The 26,362-nt window shown below is 69.8% G+C and carries 24 protein-coding genes and 3 tRNA genes; 19 read left to right on the plus strand and 8 right to left on the minus strand.

From position 1 onward, the window contains the following. Window positions 1-34: 34 nt before the first annotated feature. Entirely contained in the window at window positions 35-457 is a 423-nt protein-coding gene (locus DI005_RS32170; RefSeq protein WP_112265226.1) for a thioesterase family protein, read from the minus strand. Between the two features lie 176 nt (window positions 458-633). Between DI005_RS32170 and DI005_RS32175 the strand changes: the two genes are divergently transcribed. From DI005_RS32175 to DI005_RS32215, 9 genes are all read left to right on the plus strand, one after another. Next, entirely contained in the window at window positions 634-1,587 is a 954-nt protein-coding gene (locus tag DI005_RS32175; RefSeq protein WP_113644588.1) for an acyl-CoA desaturase, read from the plus strand. Between the two features lie 192 nt (window positions 1,588-1,779). After that, entirely contained in the window at window positions 1,780-2,841 is a 1,062-nt protein-coding gene (locus DI005_RS32180; RefSeq protein WP_112265222.1) for an ATP-NAD kinase family protein, read from the plus strand. Next, window positions 2,838-3,833 carry a thiamine pyrophosphate-dependent dehydrogenase E1 component subunit alpha gene (locus DI005_RS32185; RefSeq protein WP_112265220.1) on the plus strand — a complete coding sequence of 332 codons (996 nt, stop codon included), beginning with the start codon at window positions 2,838-2,840 and terminating at the stop codon, window positions 3,831-3,833. The genes DI005_RS32180 and DI005_RS32185 overlap by 4 nt, the downstream gene beginning before the upstream one ends. A gap of 14 nt (window positions 3,834-3,847) precedes the next feature. Continuing rightward, a complete protein-coding gene (locus tag DI005_RS32190; RefSeq protein WP_112265218.1) occupies window positions 3,848-4,861 on the plus strand; it encodes an alpha-ketoacid dehydrogenase subunit beta in 1,014 nt (337 codons plus the stop codon). A gap of 2 nt (window positions 4,862-4,863) precedes the next feature. Next, on the plus strand, window positions 4,864-5,973 hold the full coding sequence (locus DI005_RS32195; protein ID WP_199543387.1) for an acetoin dehydrogenase dihydrolipoyllysine-residue acetyltransferase subunit: 1,110 nt from the start codon (window positions 4,864-4,866) through the stop codon (window positions 5,971-5,973). A gap of 40 nt (window positions 5,974-6,013) precedes the next feature. Further along, entirely contained in the window at window positions 6,014-7,282 is a 1,269-nt protein-coding gene (locus tag DI005_RS32200) for a GAF domain-containing protein (protein WP_112265215.1), read from the plus strand. Between the two features lie 133 nt (window positions 7,283-7,415). Beyond that, on the plus strand, window positions 7,416-8,828 hold the full coding sequence (locus DI005_RS32205; RefSeq protein WP_113644590.1) for a hypothetical protein: 1,413 nt from the start codon (window positions 7,416-7,418) through the stop codon (window positions 8,826-8,828). Beyond that, entirely contained in the window at window positions 8,828-9,787 is a 960-nt protein-coding gene (locus DI005_RS32210; protein WP_113644591.1) for a glutamate ABC transporter substrate-binding protein, read from the plus strand. The genes DI005_RS32205 and DI005_RS32210 overlap by 1 nt, the downstream gene beginning before the upstream one ends. Window positions 9,788-9,808: 21 nt before the next feature. After that, window positions 9,809-12,328: a serine/threonine-protein kinase gene (locus tag DI005_RS32215; RefSeq protein ID WP_112265209.1), complete on the plus strand. Its 2,520-nt coding sequence runs from the start codon at window positions 9,809-9,811 to the stop codon at window positions 12,326-12,328. Here DI005_RS32215 and DI005_RS32220 read toward each other — a convergent pair. From DI005_RS32220 to DI005_RS32235, 4 genes are all read right to left on the minus strand, one after another. Then, complete coding sequence (locus DI005_RS32220; protein ID WP_113644592.1) at window positions 12,321-13,484, minus strand: metallophosphoesterase; 1,164 nt, start codon at window positions 13,482-13,484, stop codon at window positions 12,321-12,323. The two genes, DI005_RS32215 and DI005_RS32220, sit on opposite strands and share 8 nt — an antisense overlap. After that, complete coding sequence (locus DI005_RS32225) at window positions 13,484-14,062, minus strand: PaaI family thioesterase (protein WP_112265205.1); 579 nt, start codon at window positions 14,060-14,062, stop codon at window positions 13,484-13,486. Before DI005_RS32225 ends, DI005_RS32220 begins: the two co-directional genes overlap by 1 nt. Window positions 14,063-14,071: 9 nt before the next feature. Beyond that, window positions 14,072-15,469 (minus strand): MFS transporter, encoded by a 1,398-nt coding sequence (locus DI005_RS32230; protein WP_112265203.1) that lies wholly within the window; start codon window positions 15,467-15,469, stop codon window positions 14,072-14,074. Window positions 15,470-15,611: 142 nt separating this feature from the next. Continuing rightward, window positions 15,612-16,829 (minus strand): Ig-like domain-containing protein, encoded by a 1,218-nt coding sequence (locus DI005_RS32235; protein WP_113644593.1) that lies wholly within the window; start codon window positions 16,827-16,829, stop codon window positions 15,612-15,614. A gap of 450 nt (window positions 16,830-17,279) precedes the next feature. On the opposite strand from DI005_RS32235, the gene DI005_RS32240 reads away from it, so the two are divergent. After that, complete coding sequence (locus DI005_RS32240; RefSeq protein ID WP_009156738.1) at window positions 17,280-17,483, plus strand: cold-shock protein; 204 nt, start codon at window positions 17,280-17,282, stop codon at window positions 17,481-17,483. An 85-nt stretch (window positions 17,484-17,568) separates the two neighbouring features. On the opposite strand, the gene DI005_RS32245 is transcribed toward DI005_RS32240, so the two are convergent. After that, window positions 17,569-18,012: a hypothetical protein gene (locus DI005_RS32245; protein WP_112265199.1), complete on the minus strand. Its 444-nt coding sequence runs from the start codon at window positions 18,010-18,012 to the stop codon at window positions 17,569-17,571. Window positions 18,013-18,501: 489 nt separating this feature from the next. On the opposite strand from DI005_RS32245, the gene DI005_RS32250 reads away from it, so the two are divergent. From DI005_RS32250 to DI005_RS32265, 4 genes are all read left to right on the plus strand, one after another. After that, on the plus strand, window positions 18,502-18,750 hold the full coding sequence (locus DI005_RS32250) for a hypothetical protein (RefSeq protein WP_112265197.1): 249 nt from the start codon (window positions 18,502-18,504) through the stop codon (window positions 18,748-18,750). 523 nt (window positions 18,751-19,273) lie between these two features. Next, window positions 19,274-19,346: transfer RNA gene (locus DI005_RS32255), tRNA-Glu, on the plus strand. Between the two features lie 13 nt (window positions 19,347-19,359). Next, window positions 19,360-19,436 (plus strand) — tRNA-Asp (locus DI005_RS32260). Window positions 19,437-19,464: 28 nt separating this feature from the next. Next, a tRNA-Phe gene (locus DI005_RS32265) sits at window positions 19,465-19,538 on the plus strand. 82 nt (window positions 19,539-19,620) lie between these two features. Here the strand turns inward: DI005_RS32265 and DI005_RS38065 are convergent. Further along, window positions 19,621-20,085, minus strand: coding sequence for a hypothetical protein (locus DI005_RS38065; protein ID WP_147263924.1), 465 nt, complete (start codon window positions 20,083-20,085; stop codon window positions 19,621-19,623). Window positions 20,086-20,611: 526 nt separating this feature from the next. Between DI005_RS38065 and DI005_RS32275 the strand changes: the two genes are divergently transcribed. From DI005_RS32275 to DI005_RS32290, 4 genes are all read left to right on the plus strand, one after another. Then, window positions 20,612-22,114: a SulP family inorganic anion transporter gene (locus DI005_RS32275; RefSeq protein WP_113644595.1), complete on the plus strand. Its 1,503-nt coding sequence runs from the start codon at window positions 20,612-20,614 to the stop codon at window positions 22,112-22,114. 78 nt (window positions 22,115-22,192) lie between these two features. Then, window positions 22,193-22,609, plus strand: coding sequence for a PPOX class F420-dependent oxidoreductase (locus DI005_RS32280; protein ID WP_112265193.1), 417 nt, complete (start codon window positions 22,193-22,195; stop codon window positions 22,607-22,609). 42 nt (window positions 22,610-22,651) lie between these two features. Then, window positions 22,652-23,479, plus strand: coding sequence for a maleylpyruvate isomerase family mycothiol-dependent enzyme (locus DI005_RS32285; RefSeq protein ID WP_113644596.1), 828 nt, complete (start codon window positions 22,652-22,654; stop codon window positions 23,477-23,479). A gap of 148 nt (window positions 23,480-23,627) precedes the next feature. Further along, the gene (locus tag DI005_RS32290; RefSeq protein WP_112265186.1) at window positions 23,628-24,113 is read left to right on the plus strand and encodes a Pycsar system effector family protein; all 486 of its coding nucleotides are present in this window, start codon (window positions 23,628-23,630) and stop codon (window positions 24,111-24,113) included. Here DI005_RS32290 and DI005_RS32295 read toward each other — a convergent pair. Beyond that, window positions 24,105-25,118, minus strand: a complete 1,014-nt coding sequence (locus DI005_RS32295) for a LacI family DNA-binding transcriptional regulator (protein ID WP_113644597.1) — start codon at window positions 25,116-25,118, stop codon at window positions 24,105-24,107. The two genes, DI005_RS32290 and DI005_RS32295, sit on opposite strands and share 9 nt — an antisense overlap. Window positions 25,119-25,299: 181 nt before the next feature. Between DI005_RS32295 and DI005_RS32300 the strand changes: the two genes are divergently transcribed. Continuing rightward, a complete protein-coding gene (locus DI005_RS32300; protein ID WP_112265184.1) occupies window positions 25,300-26,241 on the plus strand; it encodes an alpha/beta hydrolase fold domain-containing protein in 942 nt (313 codons plus the stop codon). Window positions 26,242-26,362: the final 121 nt, after the last annotated feature.

A 26,362-nucleotide genomic window follows, 5' to 3' on the forward strand; every position in this document is an offset into this window, starting at 1 on the left:
CGGGTCGGGCGGGTGGGCGGTGCGCGGCGGTCGGTCAGTCCTCTGTGGACTCCACGGTCAGTCGCCGCAGCGCCTCCCGCAGTGCTCCGGTGACCGGTTCCGGACGCCTCGTGTCCCGGTCGACGAACACGTGCACGAAGTGGCCTTCGGCGAGCAGTTCGGACCGGTCCTCGCGGTGGATGCCGATCTCGTAGCGCACGCTCGAGGTGCCGAGGTGGCCCACCCGCAACCCGATCGCGAGTTTCTCAGGAAATCCTGAGGAAGCGTGGTAATTGCAGTGTGATTCGACACAAACCCCTATGACCTGGCCTTTTTGAATGTCGAGACCACCCTCCGTGATGAGCCGGCGGTTGATCACCGTGTCCATGAACTCGTAGTAGACCACGTTGTTGACGTGGCCATATACGTCGTTGTCCCGCCATCTGGTCGGTACGAGCTCCCAATGCGCATAAGTCACCCCGGCAATCTAGTCGGCGACTGGATTGCATGGCGTCGGAGCCGGGTATGAGGTAGCGTTCGAACAAGACATCGCGAGCGTTCGGGTCAGTGTGAATTCGGCGTTTGCTGCAATGAATTTCGGCTATTTCTTTTGCCGCACTCCCGAGACCCCGATCCGACCATCACGAGGTGTACATGACCGCGTCCACCAGCTCTACCACGCGACCGAAGGAACGAAGGCCCAAGCCGATCATCTCCGGGCGCACGTCGCTGCCCGAGCACATCACCGTCAAGATCTTCGTGCTGGCGCCCATCGTGGCGCTGGCCCTCGCCGTTCCCTTTGCGTGGGGATGGGGGCTGAGCTGGGTCGACATCGGTCTGGGCGCGCTCTTCTTCGTGCTCAGCGGGCTCGGGATCACCGTCGGCTACCACCGGCTTTTCACCCACGGCTCGTTCAAGGCGAACAGGCCACTGCGGATCGCACTCGCGATCGCCGGGAGCCTTTCGGCGCAGGGGCAGGTCACGACGTGGGTCGCCGATCATCGCAGGCACCACGCGTTCTCCGACCGGGCGGGCGATCCGCACTCGCCGTGGCTGTTCGGCACCGGGCCGAAGGCGCTGGCCAAGGGCTTCTGGCACGCGCACATGGGCTGGCTGTTCGAGCGCGACGTCACGAACGCGGAGCGGTTCGCGCCCGACCTGCTCGCCGACCGCGACATCCAGCGCGTCGACAAGCTGTTCCCGCTGTGGGTGGGGCTGAGCCTGCTGCTGCCCGGCGTGCTCGGCGGCCTCATCACGTGGTCGGTCTGGGGCGGCGTGACGGCGTTCTTCTGGGCCGGGTTCGTGCGGGTCGGCGTGCTGCACCACGTGACGTGGTCGGTGAACTCGATCTGTCACATGATCGGCGAGCGTCCGTTCACCAGTCGCGACAAAGCGGCCAACTTCTGGCCGCTGGCGATCTTCTCCTTCGGCGAGGCGTGGCACAACCTGCACCACGCCGACCCGACGTGCGCCCGGCACGGCGTGCTGCGTGGCCAGATCGACATCTCGGCCCGGCTGATCTGGCTGTTCGAGAAGTTCGGCTGGGCGCGCGACGTCCGCTGGCCGACCACCGCGCGCCTCGACCGGCTCGCCGCCGCCAACTCCTGACCCAGCCTGCAGTGAAGGCCACCTTCCCTGCGCCCACCCGTCTCCCGCCACCACCCAAACGGAGACGCTGACGCGCCGCTGTATTGGTTCAACGCAGTGAAGGTGGCCTTCACTGCGTTTGGCGACCCGTGCCGAGATTTGCAACCTGCTGCAACCCTTCCGCTCAGGGGCACGCCGTAGTCACATAGACATGTGACGTCGGACACAGTGACCGTCGGAGTGGTGGCCAACCCCGCGTCGGGGCGGGACATCCGGCGGCTCGTGGCGCAGGCGTCGGTGTTCCCGACCGCCGAGAAGGCCAACATGGTGCAGCGGCTGCTCACCGCGTTCGCCTCGGTGGGCGTCACCCGCGCGCTGCTGTCCACCGACCTCGGCGGCATCTCCGCCGCCGTGCTGCGGGCCCTGCGCGGCCGCAGGCCGGGGCGCGACGGCGGGTGGCCCGACGTCGTGTTCTGCGACGACGACGCGATCACCGGGACAGCCCGCGACACCACCAACGCCGTGCGCCGCATGGTGGCCGACGGAGCCCGGCTGATCGTGTGCCTCGGCGGCGACGGCACCGCGCGCGTGGCCGCCGCCGCGTGCGGGGACGTGCCGCTGCTCGCGCTGTCGACCGGCACCAACAACGCCTTCCCCCGGATGCGCGAGGCGACCGTCGCCGGGCTGGCCGGCGGGCTTGTCGCCACCGGAGCCGTCGCCGCGGAGACCGGCACCCGCCGTGCCACCGTGCTGCACGCCGGCGTCGCCGACCGTGGCGAGACTGCGCTCGTGGACGTGTGCGCGTCCCGCTCCCGGCACATCGGCTCCCGGGCACTGTGGCACCCCGAGACGATCACCGAGTTGTTCTGCACCTTCGCCGAGCCCGACGGCATCGGCCTCTCCAGCGTCGCCGGCCAGCTCTGCCCGAGCCCGCGCGACGAGCCGGAAGGCGTCGCGCTCACCCTCGCCCCGCCCGAACACGCCCGCTGGGTCGTGCACGCGCCGATCGCGCCAGGGCTCGTCGTGCCCGTCGGCGTCGACGCCTGGCGACCGCTCCCGGTCGGCGAGCCCGTCGAGATCGGCCTGCGCGGCGGCGTGATCGCCGTCGACGGCGAGCGGGAGCTGGAACTCACCGGCACCGAGACCGCGACCGTGCGCCTGTGTGCAGAGGGCCCGCGCTGCGTCGATGTCTCCGCCGTGCTCGCCGAAGCCTCGGCGAACGGACTGCTGCGAACGGAAAACCAAGTGGCACAACGAAAGGAGCGTCAACGATGACGGATACCCTGTCCACGGCGGTATCGCACGAGCTCGATGGCAACGCCCTGCTCGACGCCTACCGCACGATGCGCACCATCCGCGCCTTCGAGGAGCGGCTGCACGACGAGTTCGCCACCGGTGAGATCCCCGGCTTCGTCCACCTCTACGCAGGCGAGGAGGCCTCGGCCACCGGCGTGTGCCTGCACCTCGACGACCGCGACGCCATCGCCAGCACCCACCGCGGCCACGGCCACTGCATCGCCAAGGGCGTGGACGTCAAGGCGATGATGGCCGAGATCTACGGCCGCAGGACCGGCTCGTGCCACGGCAAGGGCGGCTCGATGCACATCGCCGACCTCTCCAAGGGAATGCTCGGCGCGAACGGCATCGTCGGCGGCGGCCCGCCGCTGATCTGCGGCACCGCGCTCGCCGCGAAGCAGAAGGGCACCGGCGGCGTCGGCGTCGCGTTCTTCGGCGACGGCGCGAGCAACCAGGGCACCACGCTCGAGGCGATGAACCTCGCGTCGGTCTGGCAGCTGCCCGCCATCTTCGTGGCGGAGAACAACGGCTACGCCGAGGCCACCTCCAGCACGTGGTCGGTCGCGGCCGACAACATCGCCGACCGCGCGGCTGGGTTCGGCATGCCCGGTGTGATCGTGGACGGGTTCGACTTCTTCGCCGTTCACGAGGCCGCGGCGGAGGCCATCCAGCGGGCCCGCGAGGGCGGAGGGCCCACGCTCATCGAGGTGAAGTTCACCCGCTACTTCGGGCACTTCGAGGGCGACCAGCAGACCTACCGCGCAGGCGAGGTCGCCTACGCCCGCGAGAACCTCGACTGCCTCAAGCGGTTCCGCGCGAGGGTCACCGAGACCGGGCAGGTCGAGGCCGCCCGGCTCGACGCCGTCGACGCGCAGGTGGCCGACCTGATCGACGCCGCCGTCGAGGAGGCCAAGGCCGCGCCGAAGCCCACTGCGGCCGACCTGGAGACCGACGTCTACATCGAGTACTGAGGAGGGTTCCCCAGATGGCACGCACGATCAGCTACCGCGAGGCGCTTGGCGAGGCCCTCGCGCAGGAGATGGAGCGCGACGAGTCGGTGATCGTACTCGGCGAGGACAACGCGGGCGGCGCCGGCAGCCCCGGCGAGGACGACGCGTGGGGCGGCGTTCTCGGTGTCACCAAAGGGCTCTACCACCGCTTCCCCGGCCGGGTGCTCGACACCCCGATCTCCGAGTCGGCGTTCGTCGGCGCGGCGATCGGCGCGGCGACGAGTGGCCTTCGTCCCGTCGCCGAGTTGATGTTCATCGACTTCATGGGCGTCTGCTTCGACCAGATCTTCAACCAGGCGGCCAAGTTCCGGTACATGTTCGGCGGCAAGGCGAAGACGCCGGTGGTGATCCGCACGATGTACGGCGCGGGTCTGCGCGCGGCGGCGCAGCACTCGCAGGCGCTGTACCCGATCTTCACCCACATCCCCGGGCTGAAGGTCGTGGTGCCCTCGAGCCCGTACGAGGCGAAGGGCCTGCTGATCCAGTCCATTCGCGACGACGACCCGGTGATCTTCTGCGAACACAAGGCGATGTACGACGTCACCGGCGACGTGCCGGAGGACAGCTACACGATCCCGTTCGGCGAGGCGGGCGTCGTCCGCGATGGCGACGACGTGACGATCGTGGCCATCGGGCGCATGGTGTCGGTGGCAGAGGAGGCGGCGAAGCAGCTCGCCGAATCCGGGGTCGAGGCCGAGATCATCGACCCGCGCACCACGAGCCCGCTCGACACGGAGACCATCCTGGAAAGCGTCGAGAACACCGGACGGCTCGTGGTGGTGGACGAGGCGACCCCGCGCTGCAACCTCGCCACCGACATCTCCGCGCTCGTCGCCAAGGAGGCGTTCGGCTCGCTGCGCGCCCCGATCGAGATGGTGACCGCTCCGCACACACCGGTGCCGTTCTCCGACGCGCTGGAGGACCTCTACATCCCGGACGCCCAGCGCGTGGCCAACGCCGTGAAGACCGTCGTCGAATGGAAGCGGTGAGGATGAACGACGCCATTCGCAAGGTCGTCATGCCGAAGTGGGGTCTTTCGATGACCAGCGGCAAGGTCACCGAGTGGATCGCCTCGGAGGGTGACGAGATCGCCGACGGCGACGACCTCGCCGAGATCGACACCGACAAGATCGCCGGCGCGCTGGAGTCGGCCGACGAAGGTGTGCTGCGCCGGATCATCGCCCAGGTCGGCGAGGACGTGCCGGTGGGCGCGACGATCGCGCTGATCGCTCCCGCCGACGTGCCGGACGCCGAGCTGGACGAGGCGGCGCTGCTGGCCAGGGAGGAGCTGGACTCGGGCGCGGTGGCCGAGGTCGCGGGCCCCGTCACGGGCAGTGTCGAGGTGGACGGGCGCACGATCTGCTTCGCCGCGCTCGGCGAGGGCGAGGAAACCGTGGTGCTCGTGCACGGCTACGGCGGCGACAAGAACTCCTGGCTCTTCGTGCAGGAGCCGCTGTCGCAGTCACACACCGTGTACGCGCTCGACCTCCCTGGCCACGGCGAGTCCACCAAGGATGTCGGCGACGGCTCACTCGACGTGCTCGCCGGTGCCGTGCTCGGCCTGCTCGCCGAGCGCGGGATCGAGCGGGCGCACCTCGTCGGGCACTCGCTCGGCGGTGCCGTGGTGGTGGCCGCGGCCGCCAGGGAACCCGCGCGGGTGGCCTCGCTGACGCTCATCGCCCCCGCGGGGTTCGGCAGCCGCATCAACGCCGGCTACCTGCGCGGATTCGCCGAGGCGAGGTCGCGCCGGGAGCTCAAGCCGCACCTCGCCGCGCTGTTCGCGGACCCCGGTCAGGTCACCAGGCAGCTCGCCGACGACCTGATGAGGTACAAGCGGCTCGACGGCGTCGACAAGGCACTGGGCGCGCTGCTCGGCACCCTGCTCGACGGCGACGAGCCCGCGCTCGACGTCGCCCCGCTGCTGTCCGAAGTGGACGTCCCGGTGGCGGTGGTGTGGGGCAGGCAGGACGCGGTGCTGCCCGCCACCAACGGCGAGGGCCTCGACGACGTCGAGTACGTGGAACGCGCGGGGCACATGGTGCACCTTGAGCAGCCGAACGCCGTGGTCGTGGCGGTCAATGCGGTGACGAACCGTCGGTAAGGGTTCCGTGCGGAGGGTCCGGCTTGCGACACTCGTCTCCGTGCGCCAGGAGCACCTCGAGGCAGCGGTGCCCGTCGGGGCGGACCCCCGGCGGTACGCGCGCGTGCTCGCGCGGGTGCACGAGGCCGCGCTCTCGGGCGCGAGCCCACCCGCCGAGCCGCGCGCGGTCATCGGCGCGTCCTGGCAGCGCATGCGGCGGCTCGGCCTGGACCCCGACCACGGCCGGGACGGCAGGCCGCTGTCCACCGAGGACGTCGAGGCCAGGCGCCGCGCCAGCGGGCTCGCCGACGCACTGCCGATCCTGCGCAGCGGTCTGATCAGCGTGGCCGAGGAGGCCGCGCACATCATGGTGGTCGTCGATGGCGACGCATGTGTGCTCTGGCGCGAGGGCAGCAACGCCGTGCGGCACCGCGCCGACCGGCTCGGGTTCACCGAGGGCGTGTCGTGGGACGAGAACCACGTCGGCACCAACGCCATCGGCACCGCGCTCGTCGCCCGCAGGCCCATGCAGGTCTACTCGGCCGAGCACTACGTCCGCTCCCATCACGCGTGGACGTGCGCGGCGGCGCCGCTGCACGACCCCCGCGACGGCAGGCTGCTCGGAGTCGTCGACCTCTCCGGCCCGGCCGCGACCGTGCACGCCACCACGCTCGCGCTGGTCGACGCAGTGGCGAAGCTCGCCGAGTCGCAGCTGCGCAACGCCCACCTCGCCGAGCTGGAACGCCTGCGCGCCGCGGCCCTGCCCGTGCTGTCGAAGGTGCCGGGCCGCGCGATGGTCACCGACGAGCACGGCTGGGTCGCCGCCGTGTCCGGGCTCGCGCCACTGGATCGCGTGCCGCTGCCCCGCGGCTGCGCACCGGGCGAGGCATGGCTGCCCTCGCTCGGAACCTGCCTGGTCGAGCCGGTTCCCGGTGGCTGGCTCGTGCGGGTCACCGAGCACGACACCGAGCGCGGGACCACCAGGGCCGTGCTGGACGTTCGCTCGCCGAGGGACTGCACGCTCACCGTCGCCGGACCGAGCGGCACCTGGTCCTACCCGCTGAGCCCGCGCCACGCGGAGATGCTGTACGTCCTCGCGTGCCACCGCGACGGCCGCTCGGCCGCGGAACTGGCGCTGGACCTCTTCGGCGACGCCGAACGCACGGTCACCGTGCGTGCCGAGATGTCCCGGCTGCGCAGGCGGCTCGGCACGATCCTCGCGCGCAGGCCCTACCGGTTCGCCGACGATCTCGAGGTGGTGCTCGAACGGCCGGAGGCTCCCGAGCTGGTGCTGCCCCACTCGACGGCCCCGGCGTTGCGTAACCCGTAGGTGCGCCTCCCAGTACGCACCCTGGGCGCATCACAGCCCCGCCACGATCTTGGTCCGTTCGTGGAGTCCGTGGTTGTCGTTGCCGGGACTCGGCTACGGTCATGCGGGTGCTGGAACTGGGTGGAGGAACGCGATGACGAGCACCGTGACCCCTCGTGGTCCGGGTGTGCCCGCACCCCCTGGGCAGCCGGTGCCCCCGGAGGAGCCGCGCGGTCAGCGTTCGGGGCTCGCCTGGCTGCTCGAACTGCCGGGCAACGCCGTCCGCGGCATCGCCCGGTCGGCCGCGACCAGTCCCGGCAGGCTCTCGCTCATCGCGACCGGACTCATCGTGCTGGCCCTGCTCACGGGCGTGATCGGTACGGTCTCCGTGCAGAACCGCGCGAACACGATCGACGACCTGATCGACCACAGGGAACCGCTCGCGGCCTCCGCGCAGGAGGTCTACCGGTCGCTGTCCGATGCCGACGCGACGGCGGCGAGCGCGTTCCTCTCCACCGGCGCCGAGCCGCCCGAGTTGCGGGAGCGCTACGAGCTGGACATCGCCACGGCCGGCGCGGCGCTTGCGAGGGCGGCGTCCGACTCGGGCGGGGTCGCCGAGGCGGCGAGGCAGGTCGAGATCCTCAGCCAGCAGCTGCCGGTCTACACCGGGCTGATCGAAACCGCGCGGGCCAACAACCGGCAGGGCTTCCCCGCCGGCGCGGCCTACCTGCGGGAGGCGTCCGAGCTGATGCGGGCGAAGATCCTGCCTGCCGCGCAGGAGCTGTACGAGATCGACACGGACCGGCTCGTGGAGGAGCAGGACGACGCCACCGGTGTCCCGTGGCTCACCGCGCTGCTCGTGCTCGGCCTGCTCGGCGCGCTCATCGCCACGCAGATCTACCTCAAGCGCAAGACCAACCGCGTCTTCAACGTCGGCCTCGTGGTGGCCACGATCGCCGTGGGCATCGCGATCCTGTGGAGCGCCGCGGCGCTCACCGTGCAGAGCGTGCTCGTCAGCAGCGGGAGCAGCGACGGCACCGAGCAGTCCGACCTGCTCGTGCGCGCCAGGATCGCCGCGCTGCAGGCCCGCGCGGACGAGACGCTCACGCTCGTCGCGCGGGGCGGTGGCGAGTCGTACCAGGAGGAGTACGCGCAGCTGATGGGTCAGCTCGTGGGTGAGGACGGCAACGGCGGCCTGCTCGGCGAGGCGGCGGATCGCTCGGCTGGCCTGCCATCGGCCGGGCACGTCGACTCGGCGGTCACCCACGCGACCGCGTGGCGCGAGGCTCATGGCCAGCTGCGCGAACTCGACGGCTCGGGCAACTACGACGGTGCGGTGCAGATGGCGATCGACGGCTCACAGGACCGCACCGCTGCCGCCGCGTTCAACCGGCTCGACCGGGAACTGGCCGCCGCGATCGAGTCGGGGCGGCAGTCCTTCCTCGACGACACGACCAACGCCTCGCGCGCGCTGGTGCTGCTCGCGCCGGGCTTCGCGGTTCTTGCCGTGATCGCCGCGCTGGGCACCACGCTGGGCATCCGGGAAAGGCTGCGGGAGTACCGCTGATGACACCTACGAAACGACTTGGCGCCGCGCTGTCGGCGTTCGCCCTGCTGATCGCGGGCTGCGGGTCGCCGGGTGCGCCCATCGACCCGGCTCCCGTCGGCTCCGTCGAGCGGCCCCAGCCCGCCAACGCCGCCGTGGAGAACGACGTCGAGGGCGGCGGTTCCACCGACACCAGCTGCGACCCGACGGCGAGCCTTTCGCCGAACGGGTCCATCCAGTCCGGGTCCACGATGGACGAGATCCAGAAGCGCGGCTACCTCAGCGTCGGCGTCGACCAGAACACCTTCCTGTTCGGCTTCCGCAATCCCACCACAGGCGCGCTCGAGGGCTTCGACATCGACATCGCCAGGGAGGTCGCACGCGAGATCTTCGGCGACCCCAACGCCGTGCAGTTCCGGGCGATCACCTCGGCGCAGCGCATTCCCGCGCTGCAGAACGGTGACGTCGACATCGTGGTGCGCACGTTCTCGATCACGTGCGAGCGCCTCGAGGACATCGCCTTCTCCACCGTGTACTACGTCGCGGGGCAGAAGGTGCTCGTCGACAAGCACTCCACGGTGAAGGGCATCCAGGACCTCGGCGGCAAGCGCGTGTGCGCCGCCAAGGAGTCCACGTCGCTGAAGAACATCGCCGCCGCCGACCCGAAGCCGGTTCCGGTTTCGGTGGACGACTGGTCCGACTGCCTGGTGATGCTGCAGCAGGGCCAGGTCGAGGCGGTGTCCACGGACGACACCATCCTCGCCGGGATGGCCGAGCAGGATCCCACGGTCAAGATCGTCGGCGAGCGCTTCACCGACGAGCTCTACGGCATCGGCGTGCCGAAGGAGAACGAGGACATGGTCCGCTTCGTCAACGCGGTGCTGGAGCGGGTGCGCGGTGGCGCGTGGCAGCAGAGCTACAACAGGTGGCTGCTGGATCGCCTCGGCCCCGCGAGCCCGCCTGCCCCCAACTACCAGTGACAGCTCCCGGAGGTAGCAGCAGTGTCGGATGAGCCACGCCGTCCTCGGCACGCCGCGCCGGACGACGAGCCGGAGGGCAGCGGCTGGACGCAGCCACCGGAGGTCCTCACCGGCTCACAGCCGGCCCCGGCCGAGCCGCCCGCGCGGCCCGCGGCCCCGCCGCCCGCGCCGGTAGCGCCGAACACCCAGGTCATGACCCCGCACTGGCAGGGGAACAACGAGCCGCAGCCCACCAGTGTGCTCGCGGCGCCAGCTCCCGCGACGGAGAGCATCACGCCACCCGCGCCGCCGCCGGAGCCGTCCGGACCGGGCACGTTGCCAGACCCCGGCACCGAGAGCGTCCTGCCGCCGAGCACCAGCGGCGGCATCGTGCCCGGAACCGGCGCGGGCACGGGTCCCGGCACCGGGCCCGGCACGGGTTCCGGCGCGTTCCCCGGCACGTCCCGCCGCACGGGCTCGCGCACATCGCGCCGCGGCAGGCTCGGCGCGGGCCTGGTCGAGGTGCCGCAGGTGCCCTACCGCGACCCGGCGTCGGCGGTGCTGACGAACCCGATGGTCTCCGAGGAGAAGCGGTTCTGCGGCAACTGCGGCGCCAAGGTCGGTCGCGGCCGCGACGGTGCGCCCGGCAACCCGCAGGGAGTGTGCGAGAAGTGCGGCACGCGGTTCTCGTTCGTGCCCAAGCTCCAGCCCCACGAGCTGGTCGGCGGCCAGTACGAGGTGCTCGGCGCGCTGGCCTACGGTGGGCTCGGCTGGATCTACCTCGCGCAGGACCACAACGTCAACGACCGCTGGGTCGTCCTCAAAGGACTGATCGACACCGGCGACGCCACCGCGATGGCGGCCGCCGTCAACGAGACGCGGTTCCTCGCCGAGGTCGAGCACGCGAACATCGTCCGCATCTACAACTTCGTGCAGCACCCCGATCCCGACACGGGCACGTCCGTCGGCTACATCGTGATGGAGTACGTCGGCGGGCAGTCGCTGCGGCAGCTCGCGCTCGCCCACCACAGGGAGACCGGGCGCGCCGAGCCGCTGCCGATCGGCCAGGTGATCGCCTACGGGCTGGAGATCCTGCCCGCGCTGGGCTACCTGCACTCACAGGGTTTGCTCTACTGCGATCTCAAGCCCGACAACGTGATCCAGACGCACGAGCAGCTGAAGCTCATCGACCTCGGCGCCGTGCGCCGCATGGACGACTACTCCAGCCCGCTGTTCTTCACCACCGGCTACAGCGCCCCCGAGCTGCCGACGCGCGGCGCCTCGGTGGCCTCCGACCTGTTCACGGTCGGCCGGACGCTCGCGGTGCTGAGCTTCGAGTTCACCGGCTACACCACGAAGTACAAGACGACCCTGCCGAGCCAGGACGACGTCCCGCTGTTCAAGCTCTTCGGCTCGTACTACCGGTTCCTGCGCCGCGCGACGCACGCGGACCCGGACCGCCGGTTCGTCTCGGCCGAGGACATGGCCGACCAGCTCACCGGCGTGCTGCGTGAGATCATGTCGCTGGGCACCAGGAAGCAGCGGCCAGCGCCGTCCAATGTGTACGGTCCGGAGACCAACACGTTCGGCGTCGACATGGTGGTGCCGGAGCCGGGGCAGAGCGTGCCGCTGCCCGACCCCGCCGAGGTGGTCGCCGGGCTGCCGATCCCGCAGGTGCACACCGACGACGCCGGTGCGGGTGTGCTCGCCACGACGGCGTCGGCCGACCCGAGGACGGCCATCGAGGCGCTCGCGAACGCCCCGCGCGAGTCGATCGAGGTGCGGCTGCGCATCGTGCGTGCCCGCATCGAGCTCGGCGAGCTGGCCGAAGCGAACCGGCAGTTGCAGGCCGCGCAGTATCTCGCGATCAAGGCCGGGTACCCGCACGACTGGCGCATCGACTGGTACCGGGGGCTCATCGAGCTCGCGGGCGGCAGGCCGAGGGTCGCGCACGTGGCCTTCGACTCGGTGTACGACGAGTTGCCCGGCGAGATCGCACCGAAGCTCGCGATGGCCTTCAGCGCGGAGAGCGTGGGCGACTACTTCAACGCCTCCAGGCTGTACGAGCTGGTGTGGCGTACCGACCGCTCCTACGTGAGCGCCGCGTTCGGGCTCGCGAGGGTCTACCTCGCGCAGGGTGCGCGCGCGAGCGCGATCGAGGTGCTGGAGTCGGTGCCGTCGTCGTCGACGCACCATGTCGCCGCGCAGGTCGCCGCCATCAAGATCAAGACGAGGATCACGGGCGGCGGGGCAGAGGACACGAGGGAGCGCGACATCGTTGACGCGGGCGCCAGGCTGGAGCGCCTCGCGCTCGACGCCGAGCGCCGCACGCGGCTGTCGGCCGAGGTGCTGGAGGCCGCCTTCCACTGGGTCACCTCCGGAGGCTCCGGCAACGGGCGGGTGCAGGGCGCGAAGGTGCTCGGGTGCGACCTCTCCGAGCGGGAGCTGCGGTTCGGCCTCGAGCGCTGCTACCGCTCGCTGGCGAGGCTGGCGGGCAGCGCGGAGCAGCGGATCGAGCTGGTCGACAAGGCCAACGCCATCCGCCCCCGCACCCTCACTTAGTGAGCTCCACGATCGTGATGTCGGGCGGGGCGCCGACCCGCACGGGCGGGCCCCAGAACCCCGCGCCGCGCGTGACGTACATCTTCGTGTCGCCGAACGTGTAGGACCCGGCGACGGCGCCCTGCTGGAGGCTCACGGCGAGCTCGAACGGCGAGAGTTGCCCGCCGTGCGTGTGCCCGGCGAGCATCAGGTCCACGTCGTGTTCGACGGCGCCGGGCACGTCGCGCGGCTGGTGCGCGAGCATGACCACGGCGCGGTCGGCGTCCCTGCCCTCGACGGCCCTGGCCACGTCGCCGGGGTCCTGCCACTGGTAGCCGGTGTGGTCGTTGATGCCGGCCAGGTGGAACGTCCCGCCGTTGTGCTCGATGTCGACGTGCTCGTTGCGCAACGGCCGCACGCCCAGTGACGGCAGGTGGTCGAGCCACTGGCGATAGCCCGAGTAGTACTCGTGGTTGCCGGTGACGTAGAACGTGCCGTGTGTGCTGCGCAGGTCGCCCAGCGGCGCGGCTGCCTCCGCGAGGTGCTTGACGTCGCCGTCCACGAGGTCGCCCGCGATGGCGACGACATCGGGCCGCTCGGCGTTGATCAGCTCCACGATCCGCTCGGTGAACGAGCGGCCGACGATCGGCCCGAGATGCACGTCGCTGATCAGCGCGATGCGGCAGCCCGCCGCGCGCGGGTCGAGCCTGCGCAGGGAGATCGGTACCCGCGTCACCGTCGGCGCTCCCGTGGCGACTGTGACGCCGTAGCCGACGAAGCCCGTGGCCACCACGCCCGCCACCGCCGCGCTGCCCCTGGCCAGCACCACGCGCCTGCTGACGCCCCTCTGCTCGGCGTCCTCGCTCGCGGGCTCCGGCTCCCCACGCACCCAGCGACGCAGGAAGAGCCGCGGGATCTCCAGCACCAGCAGTGCCAGCAACAGGTAGAAGAACGTCGCCAGCCACAGGTAGCCGGGCCAGGCGAACCACTGCGCGATCGCCGGGTCGATGCTCGTGCCCAGCGTGAGCGCGGCGACCATCAGCAGCATCAGCACCACGAGCGCCGCAGTGCCGATCCGGCGGGCGCGCGTGCCGCGTCGGGTGGCGTCGGCCACCAGACGCTTCCACAGATAGACGTGTACGACGGCGAGCAGGGCGCTCGCCACGAGGATGAACATCAGGGGTTGATGTCCCAGTCCTCGCGTCTGCGGCGGGCCGACGCGGCGAGCTTGTCCAGCGCGTCCTTGTCGCCGTGTGTCGTGAAGTGCTCGACCCCCACAGTGACGAACAGGCCGCGCGCGCGAACCGCGACGGGGCCGTCCGCGGCGTCGAGCCTGCCCTCGGCGCTCGCATAGGTCTTGCGGCCCGCGACGCCGTCCAGCTTCGCCGAGATGAACAGCGTGGAGCCGACCGGCACCGGCCGCACGAAGTCGGTCTCCAGCTTGGCGGTCACCGCGGGCTTGCGCAGCAGGTTGCCGACCGCCGCGCCGAGGGCCTCGTCGAACGCGCAGGCCAGCAGCCCGCCGTGCGCCAGCCCTGGTGCGCCCTGGTGGGCCTCGGTGACGGCGAACTCCGACACCACCTCGGCGCCGTCGGTGACCGACGACTGGAGGTGGAGGCCCACCTCGACCTCGTCCCCGCAGCCGAAGCAGTGCGAGTAGTGCACCCCCAGCTTGCTGCCCGGCTGCGGGGCCTTGGGATGGGGAACGGCCGGCTCGGTCTCGACCGGCGGCCAGCTCTGTCCAGCGTTGCTCACCCGGTCAAGTTAGCCGGTTGCCGGTGCGGACGGCGTTGTGGTGCCGCTCTGGCACTGGCGCGAACTGACGATCCCGCGCATCGAGACGCCCTTGGTCTCCGGCAGGAGCAGCACCGGGACGGTGGCGATCGCGGCGGCTCCCATCAGGTAGAACGCCGGCCACAGGGTGTTGCCGGTGGCGTCGACGAGCGAGCCGACGACGTAGGGTGCGGTGCCGGCGAACAGCGCGGTCGACACGTTGTAGCCGATGGAGAAGGCGCCGTAACGGACCTGTGTGGGGAACATCGCAGGCAGGGTGGACGCGACGACGGCGAGGAACAGCACCAGGCAGGCGCCGATCATCGCCAGGCCGCCGACGAGCATGCCCGCGTTGACGCCGCCGTTCTCGCCCACGCTGTTCTCCATGAGCGTGAACGCGGGAATCGGGAGCACCAGGAAGCCCGCGCAGCAGGCGATGAGGATCGGCTTGCGGCCGATTCGGTCCGACAGGCTGCCGATCGGCACGATCACCACGAGCATGGCGAGGATCACGCCCATCACGATCAGCAGCGGCGCGTCGCCCTCCATGCCGAGCACGTCCTTGAGGTACGTCTCGACGTACGCGAGCATGATCCAGTCACCGACGTTGAGCAGGATCACCAGGCCGATGAGGTGCAGGATCGACTTCCAGTGCCGGGTGAGCAGCTCCTTCAGCGGCGACTTGGCGACCTTCTTCTGGTTCTCGATCTCGCGGAACACCGGGGTGTCCTCGAGCTTGTTCCGCAGGTAGAGACCGACGAGCCCGAGCGGGCCGGCGATCAGGAACGGGATGCGCCAGCCCCACTGCTGCATGGCCTCCTCGCCGAGGAGCACCGTCGAGAGCGTCACCACGCCCGCGCCGAGGAAGAAGCCGACGAGCGTGCCGAACTCCAGCCAGCTGCCGAGGAAGCCGCGCTTCTTGTTTGGGGCGTACTCGGCGATGAACGTGGCCGCGCCGCCGTACTCGCCGCCGGCGGAGAAGCCCTGCAGGGCGCGCAGCAGGATCACGAGCACCGCCGCGGCCGGCCCGATCTGCTCCCACGACGGCAGCAGGCCGATCGCGAACGTGGAACCCGACATGAGGATGACCGTCAGCGCCAGCACCCGCTGCCTGCCGAGCTTGTCGCCGAGCGGGCCGAGCACGAAGCTGCCGAACGGCCGGATGACGAACGTCACCGCGAGCACCGCGAAGGTCGCGAGGGCCCCCTCCGTCGTGCTGCTCGCGTTGAAGAAGACCTGGCCGAGGATGGCAGGCATGAAGCCGAAGACGCCGAAGTCGTACCACTCGATGCAGTTGCCCATCGCCGAACCGGCGACGGCCTTGCGGACGTCTTTCGGATCTGGTTCATAGGTCGCACCCTGTGGGCGGGGTGCTGCGTCCTCCGGCATTGGGGACCTCCCGGCACTGGCTTGCGTTGTTCAGTCAGTGTCGGAAAATTTCAACCTTGGTGCCACTTGGGCAACGGCTTTTGTCCGGAAGATGACGAGGCGCCGGGAGACATGGATCTCCCGGCGCCCCTTCGATCGCTCGTCACCCGTTCAACGCCGACATGGAGGTCCACTCCTCCCAGGAGTAGGTCCAGTCGTGGTAGTCGCCGTCCTCGGGGCCGAGTTGCTGAGTGCTGCCCTCGATCTCCACCGGGTCGCCGATGAGTGCGCTGTCGAAATACTCCTTGGCGTTGGCGTCGGACAGGTTGATGCAGCCGTGGGAGACGTTGTTCGACCCCTGATCGCCGACCGACCACGGTGCCGCGTGCGTGAACTCGCCGTTGTTCGAGATCCGCACGGCCCAGCTCACCTCGAAGTCCTCGTACCCGTAGCCGGGGTTGTTCATGAAGTACGTCGAGTGCTTGCTCATCACCACGTGCGTGCCGCTGTGCGTGACGCGACCCGGATCGGAGTCGAGCCCGAAGCTCGCCGGGTAGTCGGAGACCAGCTGACCGTCCCGGTACACCTGCATCCGGTGGGTCTGGGTGTTGGCCTTCACGACCTGAGAGCGGCCGATGGTGAAGTTGGAGGTCAGGTCGGCCTCCCCGTAGGCGCCGTCACCCATGGACACCCCGTAGATCAGCGCCTTGACCGCGACCTGCGTGCCCGGCTGCCAGTACTCCTTCGGCCGCCAGTGCACCGACGTGTCGCTCTCCAGCCAGGCCCACGAGCCCTCGGTCTTCGGGGTGGTCTCCACCGACAGCGCCCGCTCGACGGCGGCCTTGTCGGTGACCGGGCTGTCGAACGTCAGCGTGATCGGCATGGCGATGCCGTACGTCTTGCCGTCGCCGACGTTCAGCCGCCCGCCCATGGTCGCCGAGGGAGACACCGTGGTGAACGAGCCGGCGATCGGCGTCGTCTCGCCCTCGGAGTTCACGGCGGTGCCCGACCACGTGTACGTCTTGTCGTACCCGAGCGGCTCGGTGACCGACCAGCTCCGCTTGTCGCCGGCGAGCTCGCCCGCGACCTCTTTGCCCTCCGGGTTCTTCAGTGCCACCGTCTCGATGGTGCCGTCGGTGACCGAGACCTTGACGGGGTCGCGTGGTCCGACGCCCTGCGCACCGTCGGCGGGCTGCGCGACGACCTTGGCCGGAGCGGACTGGTCGTCGGCTTCTCCTTGTTGCTGAGGGCTTTCTCCTCCGCCGCCCTCACCCGAGCATGCGGTGAGCGCCAGCAGGAACGCCAGTACGAGCGCCAGCAGCCCGCCGGTGCGCCCGCCGCGTCCGAACCGCGGCCCCCGGTGTTGGTGTGTCACGTTCATTGCCCCCTTGATCTCCCCGTGTACCCCCACTGACGCCCGGTGAAAGCCGTTCGTTGCACCGGGAAAAATGTGACTGCCATCACATTCAGTGGGGTTGTAGTTCAGCTGTACGGGCGATGGTGCGGTTCCGCTCCGTGAGTGGACGCCGGGCTGCTGGGCGTTACCGTCACCCCGCCGGAAGGGTTGATCGCCGGAGGCGCGGATTATGCAACCTCCCGGAGAAGAGTCCGCCCAGTCGGACCAACCTGAGATTGCGGGGTTCGCAAACGGCCGGTAGCCGGTAGGCTGCCGGGTGGCCGTCGTTTTGCGTGTTAGTGGCTTCACACTCGCGGAACTTCTGACGCGAGCCCTGAGCCGCCGCGCTCTTTGCTCGTCTCGTTGGAACCGCCCGGGACGGCCAGGACATCGCTTCGGCGGTGTTCATGCGGAACAGCAACGAGGAGTAAAACGGTGGCGCAAGGCACTGTGAAGTGGTTCAACGCCGAGAAGGGCTTCGGCTTCATCGCCCAGGACGGCGGCGAGGGCGACGTGTTCGTCCACTACTCGGAGATCGAGGGTCGCGGCTTCCGCACGCTCGAGGAGAACCAGCGAGTGGAGTTCGAGGTCGGCCAGGGTCAGAAGGGGCCGCAGGCCCAGAAGGTTCGCGCTCTCTAAGCGCGTCACCCCCTGACTGCATCGAGCCCCCGGCGGAGTTTCCGCCGGGGGCTCGATCGTTTTCGCGTCGGTGTGTCCGCGCCTGTCAGCCGAGGCCGCCGCGGAGGGGCTGCTCCCACTGCTGACGGTCGAAGACGTACTGGTCGGTCTGCGGTTCGGGGTCGGGCGCCTGCGCGCGGCGCGGCTGGCGCAGGTCGGACGCGGCCTGCGCCTCCCACGCGAGACGCTCCAGCACCCATTCCTGGGCGAGCGCCTGCGGCGAGGTGCCGCGCTCGATGGCGAGGTCCTTCAGTTGCTGGCTGGCGATGAGGTTCATGCGGAGCTGGTAGACCTGCGCATCACCGAAGCGCCTGCCGGACCCGGTGCTCTCCGGGTCGGTTTCGGGCGCCAGTGCCGCGAGGTAGCTCGTCAGCTCGTGGTCTTCGGCGGCGGGGTCCGCGTCCTGCGTGGCGGCGCCGCGGTGTCGACCGCCGTTCACTGCCTTGAGGTTGGTGCGGCTGCTGAGCCGTCCGAATGAGGGAAGAGGCACCCGGACACGATAACGGTTGTGTCTCGGCCGCGATACGCCTGTGACCCTACCCACACCGCGTGTCGCGCTCTTTTCTCCGAAGTTGTGCCATCTGGAGTAGTCGCTTACCTGCCTGGCGCAGCAGGTGAATGCATTCTGTAGCCGACGGTCGTTTCCCAATGGGCAAGATCGAATTGGTGTGGAAATGGAGAGGCCCCCGCGCCAGGGGGAGGAACGCGGGGGCCGGAGGGGATCTCCACAGGCGCTGACCGGGGGTGTGTCAGCACGATGATTGTTACATGACATGGCCGGGCGCCGCGAGTGTTGCGTCCGAAAAAGGGCTCCGACCTGTCATTTCTCCGTTGCCGGAGCGACATTTCCGAACTGTCCCCGAATGGCCGCTCAAGTCCACGCAGCGTGCTTGGAGCTTCACTCTGCGGGGGGCTGTCGAGGGGTTCCCGTGCTGGCTAGCCTCGCGGCCAAGGTGATCCAGAAGCCCCAGGAGGAACCATGAGCGGGTCTGTGGAAGTGCGGCAGTTCCTCCTTCGTTACGAGGGAGAAGGGCAGGGTGCCGGGCTCGGCGGCGTGCCGGCGCAGCGGGCCGGGCAGGCCGACGCTCCGCGGGTCTCCGACGACCAGGTGCGAAGGGCGAGGCTCGCCGTGGCGCGAGGAGCCCGTGGGATCGAAGACTGCGCCCAGTTGCTGGACATGCTGGGACTAAAGCCTGACGACGACGGCAACGCGCCGGTGCAGCGCTAGCAGCGCGCTGGACAACCGCTGCCTACTGCGCGACGCCCAGACGGCGCCTCGCCACGCTGTCGGAAAGCCCGAGTACGACCCGGTACGAGGACTTCCCCCGCCTTGCGAGGCCGCCGTCTGGATCGCCGCTCGCTACGGGCGGGTTCTTCAGGGCACTCCTAGGCGTTGTGTGCCGGGCCCCCAGACTGCCCAGGTGCACACCCCCTGGTCGTGCACCTGGGCAGCACGAGGCTCAAGTTACTGGTCCAGACCCTCACGGGGCAATTGATTGCCGGTGGCAACAGTGTTTCGCCACAGGGTCTTTCGCTTTCGTAAACGTGACGACAAGGTTTTCGTAACGCTGTTGTCCCGTGCGGGGCCCCGCCGGGGCCTGCCGGTGCTCGCTCGGGCCGGAGGAGGGTTTGTGCAGGTCAGAGTTGATGGGGTACCCGCTGTGAATGGGGTTGTGGGGGTGTCCTAGACTAGTCATCGCTCCCAGGGAAAGACCTGAGAGCGCGGTCGGTCGGTTCGCCGAACTGGCCGGGCTCCCATCGTCTAGCGGCCTAGGACTCCGCCCTTTCAAGGCGGCAACGCGGGTTCGAATCCCGTTGGGAGTACGCAACACGGTAAGGCCCTGTGGCGCAGTTGGTTAGCGCGTCGCCCTGTCACGGCGAAGGTCGCGGGTTCGAGTCCCGTCAGGGTCGCCAGAGCGTTCGGCTGGAAGCCGGCGTATCCGGCCAGGTAGCTCAGTTGGTACGAGCGTCCGCCTGAAAAGCGGAAGGTCGCCGGTTCGACCCCGGCCCTGGCCACTCCCTCTACCTGCGAAAACGGCCCCCGTCGACCCCGGCGGGGGCCGTTTCATCTGTGGTCGTCTCAGTCCTCGTCTCATGCTTACCTTGCCAGCATGTGCTGTCCGCGGGGTTTCCGGGACGTGATGCCCATGATCGACGGTGGATGGAACAAAGCTGCGAGAACGCAGCCGATGCCGGGGACCAGGAGCGGGAAAACCTCGACCCAGTCGTTGTCCCCCCGGGCCGACATGACGATCATGATCACGACCGGGATCACGAGCAGCACCGCGCCGGTCACGATCCAGGCCGCTCGGCAGTTCCGGCGCCGCCGGAGCGCGTCGTCCACGCTGAGGACCGAGTACGGAACCATGTCACCGCACCGCGGACATGCGACGCTGCCGTGGCGCTCGCCATCTCGTGGACGTTGAACGGGAAACCGGTAGCCCGAATAGGTCGTCCGTTGCGGCGCGAAGAAGCCACCCTTCACACTCACCCGGCAGCCGAGGCTGAACGACGCGTCGGGGCGCAATTCCGCGGGCGTCAACAACTCGCGTAGCCGGCTCATGACCACAACATCCGTTGGACTTACCCCTTTCCGGCCCGGTCGAAGGCCCGATCATCGCAACGAACGTCGCTCGCGGTCCAGTGGTTCACCAGCGGCGCCCTGTCGAGGAAGCAGTGAGCCTCCGACGCGAAGCTCGACCCCACGGGGCAGCGGACCTGTGGGACACGGTGCGGGATCCGGACCTGCACCGTCCCGCGTGACGGCTTCGTCGAGGTCGTCCTCGAGGGCCGCGGGGCGATCGGCCTCGCCGAGGGTGCGTGTCCGCCGCGAGCCCGCGCTCGGCTAAGTTGAGTGGCGAGTTCGGACGGCCGGTCCAGCGGACCGGTCTCCGGGGGTCGTTGACGCCCCCACATTCGGCATCGTCGAACGTCGAGGAGCGTCATGTTCACCCAGTACAAGGGGATGACCCCGCCTTAACAGGCCTTCCTTCTCCCAGCCGCCTGCTGCCGCAGGTGTTGCCTTCCACTCGGCTGTTGCCCGTTTCACCCGCGCCCGACGTGGTGCGCTCGAGGATGTTAGGTGTTCCGTGCCTGGTACTGCTGTGCTGTCCTTCGCCCGTCGACGTTTCGAGCGGCCGTCGTGGCTGTCTCCGAGGGTCGCCAAGACGGAGGTCCTTTCCGCCCTGGTCGTCGCGCTGGCGTTGATTCCCGAGGCCATCTCGTTCTCGATCATCGCGGGCGTCGACCCGAGCGTTGGGTTGTTCGCGTCGTTCACGATGGCCGTGGTGATCGCGGTCGTCGGAGGTCGTCCGGCGATGATCTCGGCCGCGACCGGCGCCATCGCTCTGGTGGTCGCCCCGCTGGCCCGCGAGCACGGTCTGAGTCACCTGATCGCCGCCGTCATCCTGGGTGGGCTGTTCCAGGTGGCGCTCGGCGCGCTGGGCGTGGCCAGGCTGATGCGGTTCGTGCCGCGCAGCGTCATGGTCGGCTTCGTCAACGCGCTGGCGATCCTCATCTTCATGGCCCAGGTGCCGGAACTGATCGACGTGCCGTGGCCGGTGTACCCGCTGTTCGCAGGCGGCCTCGCGCTGATGGTGTTCTTGCCGAGGCTGACCAAGGCGGTTCCGGCGCCGCTGGTTTCGATCGTGGTGCTCACCGTGCTCACCGTCGCCGCCGGGATCGCCGTACCGACCGTCGGGGACAAGGGCGAACTGCCGTCGTCGTTCCCGGCTCCCGGCCTGCCGGACGTGCCGCTCACGTGGGAGACGTTGCAGCTCATCGCCCCGTACGCACTGGCGTTCGCGTTGGTGGGGCTCATGGAGTCGCTGATGACCGCCAAACTGGTCGATGGCATCACCGACACACACTCCAACAAGACCCGCGAGGCCGTCGGCCAGGGCATCGCCAACGTCGTCACCGGTGTGTTCGGCGGGATGGGCGGGTGCGCCATGATCGGCCAGACCATGATCAACGTCCGCGCCGGCGGTGCCCGCACCCGGCTCTCGACGTTCCTTGCCGGTGTGTTCCTGTTGATCCTCTGCCTGGTGCTCGGGCCGGTGGTGTCCGAGATCCCCATGGCGGCGCTGGTCGCGGTGATGGTGCTGGTCGCCTTCAGCACGTTCGACTGGCACAGCGTCCGGCCGGCCACGCTCAAGCGCATGCCCGTGGGTGAGCTCACCGTCATGGCCGTCACCGTGGGGGTGGTCGTGGCCACGCACAACCTCGCGATCGGCGTGGTTGCCGGCACGATCACTGCGATGGTCGTCTTCGCGAGGCGGGTCGCGCACCTCGTCAACGTCACCGCCGTCGCCGACCCCGACGGCGGTCAGGTGGTGTACTCCGTCACCGGCGAGCTGTTCTTCGCCTCCAGCAACGACCTCGTCTACCAGTTCGACTACACGGGCGACCCGGAGCGCGTGGTGATCGACCTGACCGACGCGCACATCTGGGACGCCTCCACGGTCGCCGCGCTCGATGCCATCTCCACGAAGTACGCCGCACAAGGCAAGACCGTCGAGATCGTCGGCCTCAACGAGCACAGCGAGACCATGCATCGCCGTCTCAGCGGCGAACTCGCGGGAAACCACTGACCGGCCGCGATATCGGGTGATGGTCATCGGCCTGCGACCGGTTGACCTCCACCATGGTAGAGGTAGCACGCTGAACGCATGCCCTTCAACGACACCGAGCTCAAGTACCTCCGCACACAGCGCCTCGGCAGGCTCGCCACCGTGCAGCCCGACGGGACGTTGCAGGTGAACCCGGTCGGCTTCCGCTACAACGCCGCCACCGGGACCATCGACATCCGTGGTTACCACATGGCACGGAGCCGGAAGTTCCGCAACGTGGCCGACAACGGTCGCGTCGCCTTCGTCGTCGACGACATCGCCTCGGTCGAGCCGTGGCGCGTGCGCTGCCTCGAGATTCGCGGACGTGCCGAGGCGATCGACGCCGGGCTGGACGGGCCGTCCGAACTGGACGGAGCGATCATCCGCATCCACCCCGAACGCATCATCGGCCTCGGCCTCGACGACCTCGAGACCGAGCCGCACGACACGGAGTCCGGTGCCCGCGACGTCGGTTAACCGGTTGAGCCAGGCCGGCTTCGCGCGGTAGGAATCGAAGCCATGGCCGACTTCGCCTGGCTCGGTGAGCCGATCGACGCCCGCAAGCTGTTCCAACCCGAGCGAGCCGAGTTGCTCGCTCTGCTTGGCGGACTCGACGCCGCGGACTGGTCGCGCACCGCCGTGCCGGGGTGGAGCGTCCGGGATATCGCGTCCCACCTGCTCGGCGACGACTACGGCCGCCTGGCCCGCGACCGCGACGGGCACGGCGGGCCGGGGCCCCGCGACGGGGAAGACCTCGCCGGCTTCATCCATCGCATCAACCAGGAGTGGGTCGACGCCTGCGCCCGCCTCAGCCCACGGTGCCTCATCGACACGCTCACGCTGACCGGCGACCAGATCGCCGCGCTCTGGCAGGGCAGCGACCCCGCCGGGCGCAGCCTCGGTGTCTCGTGGGCCGGGGCCGATCCCGCGCCGCTGTGGCTGGACTGCGCTCGCGACCTCACCGAGTACTGGGTGCACCGGCAGCAGATCCGCGAGGCAGTCGGCCTGCGGCCTGACCTCGACGAACGGCTCCTCCTGCCCGTGCTCGACACGTTCCTGCGGGCCCTGCCGTTCACGCTGCGCGACGTCGCCGCCGTGCCGGGCACGCGCCTCGACGTCAACACGCTGGGGCGCACGTGGAGGGTGACGGCCACGGCGAACGGATGGAGCCTCGGTGAGGCGTCGGCCGGTGAGCCCGCCGCGATGGTGCACGTCGAGGCCGACACCCTGTGGCGGTTGTGCACGCGCGGGATCGAACCGGAGGACGCCATCGCGCGCAGCCGGATCGAGGGCGACCAGCGGCTCGGGCGAGCGGCGTGCCGGATCGTGTCGATCATCCGTGACTGAGCGGCAGTACCGCACGTTGCCCGGCGAGTGCCCGCAGTTCGTGGCGGGCAGTCCGGCGCGCGTGATCCGGAAGCTGGATCGGTCCACCTGAGGGAGACGTTCGTCAGATGTGGCCCCGCGTGGTCGCGGAGGTGGGCATGATGCGGTGATGACGGAAGTTCGGGAAGGGCTCGATCCGGCAAAGGTGGAGGACTTCCTGCGGGAGGAGCTGGCCCGGGGTGACGCGGCGCTGGCCCGCACGGAGACAAAGGCGAGCATGCTCCTCGCGGTGTTCAGCCCCATCGTCACCGTGGGCCTCGCTCTGCTGCCCGGTGCCACGACGCCGTTGCCTGCGCTGCTGGCCTTCTGGGCCGCGCTGACGTTGCTGGCCACCGCGCTGTTGCTGTTGCTGTGGAGCGTGCGGCCCCGGCTTCGCGGGAGCGGTTTCGCCGTCTACGGGACCCTCTCCGACGCCGAGCTCGCCGAGCGGATCACCGACCTCGCGCGGGATCCGCAGCGCTGGCATCGCGAACGGCTGCTCGCGGTGGTGCGGCTCGGGGCGAAGAAGTTCCGCCTGTTGCGGGTGGCGACCAACCTGATCATCGCCGCGCTGTTGTGCGCGATCGCTGCCGGTGTCGTCGCCGCCTCAGCCTGACCTGGTGAGGCTCGTCGACGCACGCACCACCAGCTCGGGTTCGAACACCACCGTCTGGCGTTCCACCGGCTCGTCGCTGTCGCCGTCGCCGGTCTCGGCGATGAGCAGCTCGGCCGCCGCCCGGCCCAGGCGCCGGGCTGGCTGGCGCACCGACGTGAGTGGAACCGCGGCGGCGCCCGCGAACTCGATGTCGTCGTAGCCCACGATCGCCAGCTCGTCCGGCACGCGGACGCCCGCCGCGACCATGCCCTGCAGCACGCCCAGCGCCAGCAGGTCGTTCGCGCAGAACACCGCGGTCGGCCTCGGGCTCATGCCGAGCAGGCGGGAGGCGGCGTCGCGGCCGGACGCCACGTCGAGCTCGGAGGTCTCCAGCACCGACAGCCGCGCCGCGCAGGCGTTGAGCACCGAGCGCACGCCCGCCTCGCGGTCGCGGCACTGGGCCAGTATCGACGGGCCGTTGACGAAGGCGATCTCGGTGTGCCCGGTCTCCACCAGGTGACGAGCCGCGAGCGCTCCACCGGTGACGTCGTCGACGGACACGGAGCTGGCCTCGTCGGCGGGCACCCTGCGGTCGACGAACACGTACGGGATCTCGCTGCGCCGGAACGTCGCCAGCGCGGCGCCCGAGGTGTCGACGGGGCTGAGCAGCACACCCCTCACGCGCTGCTCAGCCAGCATCGACAGGTACGAGACCTCGCGGTCGGCCTGGTGGCCGCTGTCGCAGGTGATGACGTGCAGGCCCTCGTCCTGTGCGGTCTCCTCGGCGCCGCGAGCGATGTCGACGAAGAACGGGTTGCCGAGGTCGAGCACGAGCAGCGCCATGATGCGGCTGCGGCCCGCCCGTAGCTGCCGGGCCGACTCGTCACGGACGTACCCGAGCTCCTGGATCGCCGACAGGACCCTGGCCCTGGTGCTCGCCGATACCATGTGCGGGCGGTTGACGACGTTGGACACCGTGCCGATCGAGACCCCGGCGCGTCGCGCCACGTCCTTGATCCCGACCAATGTGTCCCCTCGGTTCGCGCTTCGCCGGAGCCTATCATCGGTGTGAAACGATTCATGAGTCAACGGTTCGGTAAGCCCAGTTCGGGTGGTCGTGCGTGCCGTGTCGGCTGGACTTGTTGCCGATCTTGCTAATACGTTTCAACGGCGTTTTCCCGTCGGCGCGAACGGGTAGCCGGGCGCCGTGTTCAGGGGTACGAGTCTGCGGGCCCGCCTGTTCGTCGCGCAGCTGCGACTCACGCGGGCGAAGAAGACCTATGCCGACCTCGACTCGCTGCACCGCAGCATCGAGAAGAGCCAGGGTCCGGTTGCGGCGGGGCCGCCCGCCAAGCTTCGGCGGAGGCTGTCGGTGACCTGCCGCGAGGTCGACGGCAGGCCCTGCTACACCCTCGCTCCGAAGGCGCCGACGAGCAGCAAGCACGTGCTCTACTTCCACGGCGGCGCCTACGTCCACCAGATCCAGAAGGACCACTGGTCGTTCTTCGAGCGGCTCATCAAGCGCACCGGCTGCACCGTCACGGTGCCGATCTACCCGCTCGCGCCGGACCACAAGTCCGACGAGACCGTTCGCATGATCAAGGACGCCTACAACGAGCTGCTCGGCGACACCGACCCCGGTGATCAGGTGATCATGGGTGATTCGGCGGGCGGCGCGCTCGCACTCGTGCTCTCGGAGGCGCTGGAGGAGGCGCACGAGCCGCAGCCGAAGGAGCTCGTGCTGATCTGCCCGTGGCTCGACATCACCATGACCGATCCCGCGCTGCCCGAGCTCGACCGCATCGATCCCTACCTTGCCGTCGCGGGCCTGCGCGAGGCCGGCCGCCTCTACGCGGGCGATCTCGACAAGCGCGATCCGCTCGTGAGTCCGCTGTTCGGACCGCTGTCCAGCCTCGGCCGCGTCAGCGTCTTCGTCGGTACCCGCGACGTGCTGCTGGTCGATGCGAGGCGCCTCCGTGATCGCGCGCGGGACGAGGGCGTCGGGCTGGAGTACCACGAGTACCCCGGCATGTTCCACGCCTGGCTGCTCGCCGACATCCCCGAGGGGCGCGACGCGCTGGAGCGCATCGCTACGGTGGTCAGCCGCGTGCGCGAGTTCCCCCACGAGACCCGCGAGTCCCCCGCCTGAGCCCGCGAGTCCCCCGCTCCGACACGCGAGTTGCCCGCTCGGTCCCGCGAGTCCCCCGCTCCGACACGCGAGTTGCCCGTTCGGTCCCGCGAGTCCCCCGCTCCGACACGCGAGTTGCCCG

The organism is Prauserella sp. PE36 (assembly GCF_003311655.1).
In the GTDB taxonomy this organism is placed as follows: Bacteria; Actinomycetota; Actinomycetes; order Mycobacteriales; family Pseudonocardiaceae; genus Prauserella_A; species Prauserella_A endophytica.

What these genes read in the sequence shown, in the direction of transcription:
- DI005_RS32285 (WP_113644596.1), top strand. Translation starts at nt 22,652, where the DNA reads ATGGCCGACTTCGCCTGGCTCGGTGAGCCGATCGACGCCCGCAAGCTG.
- DI005_RS32280 (WP_112265193.1), top strand. Translation starts at nt 22,193, where the DNA reads ATGCCCTTCAACGACACCGAGCTCAAGTACCTCCGCACACAGCGCCTC.
- DI005_RS32250 (WP_112265197.1), top strand. Translation starts at nt 18,502, where the DNA reads ATGAGCGGGTCTGTGGAAGTGCGGCAGTTCCTCCTTCGTTACGAGGGA.
- DI005_RS32290 (WP_112265186.1), top strand. Translation starts at nt 23,628, where the DNA reads ATGACGGAAGTTCGGGAAGGGCTCGATCCGGCAAAGGTGGAGGACTTC.
- DI005_RS32230 (WP_112265203.1), bottom strand. Translation starts at nt 15,469, where the DNA reads ATGCCGGAGGACGCAGCACCCCGCCCACAGGGTGCGACCTATGAACCA.
- DI005_RS32185 (WP_112265220.1), top strand. Translation starts at nt 2,838, where the DNA reads ATGACGGATACCCTGTCCACGGCGGTATCGCACGAGCTCGATGGCAAC.
- DI005_RS32195 (WP_199543387.1), top strand. Translation starts at nt 4,864, where the DNA reads ATGAACGACGCCATTCGCAAGGTCGTCATGCCGAAGTGGGGTCTTTCG.
- DI005_RS32175 (WP_113644588.1), top strand. Translation starts at nt 634, where the DNA reads ATGACCGCGTCCACCAGCTCTACCACGCGACCGAAGGAACGAAGGCCC.
- DI005_RS32190 (WP_112265218.1), top strand. Translation starts at nt 3,848, where the DNA reads ATGGCACGCACGATCAGCTACCGCGAGGCGCTTGGCGAGGCCCTCGCG.
- DI005_RS32210 (WP_113644591.1), top strand. Translation starts at nt 8,828, where the DNA reads ATGACACCTACGAAACGACTTGGCGCCGCGCTGTCGGCGTTCGCCCTG.
- DI005_RS38065 (WP_147263924.1), bottom strand. Translation starts at nt 20,085, where the DNA reads ATGAGCCGGCTACGCGAGTTGTTGACGCCCGCGGAATTGCGCCCCGAC.
- DI005_RS32235 (WP_113644593.1), bottom strand. Translation starts at nt 16,829, where the DNA reads ATGAACGTGACACACCAACACCGGGGGCCGCGGTTCGGACGCGGCGGG.
- DI005_RS32205 (WP_113644590.1), top strand. Translation starts at nt 7,416, where the DNA reads ATGACGAGCACCGTGACCCCTCGTGGTCCGGGTGTGCCCGCACCCCCT.
- DI005_RS32220 (WP_113644592.1), bottom strand. Translation starts at nt 13,484, where the DNA reads ATGTTCATCCTCGTGGCGAGCGCCCTGCTCGCCGTCGTACACGTCTAT.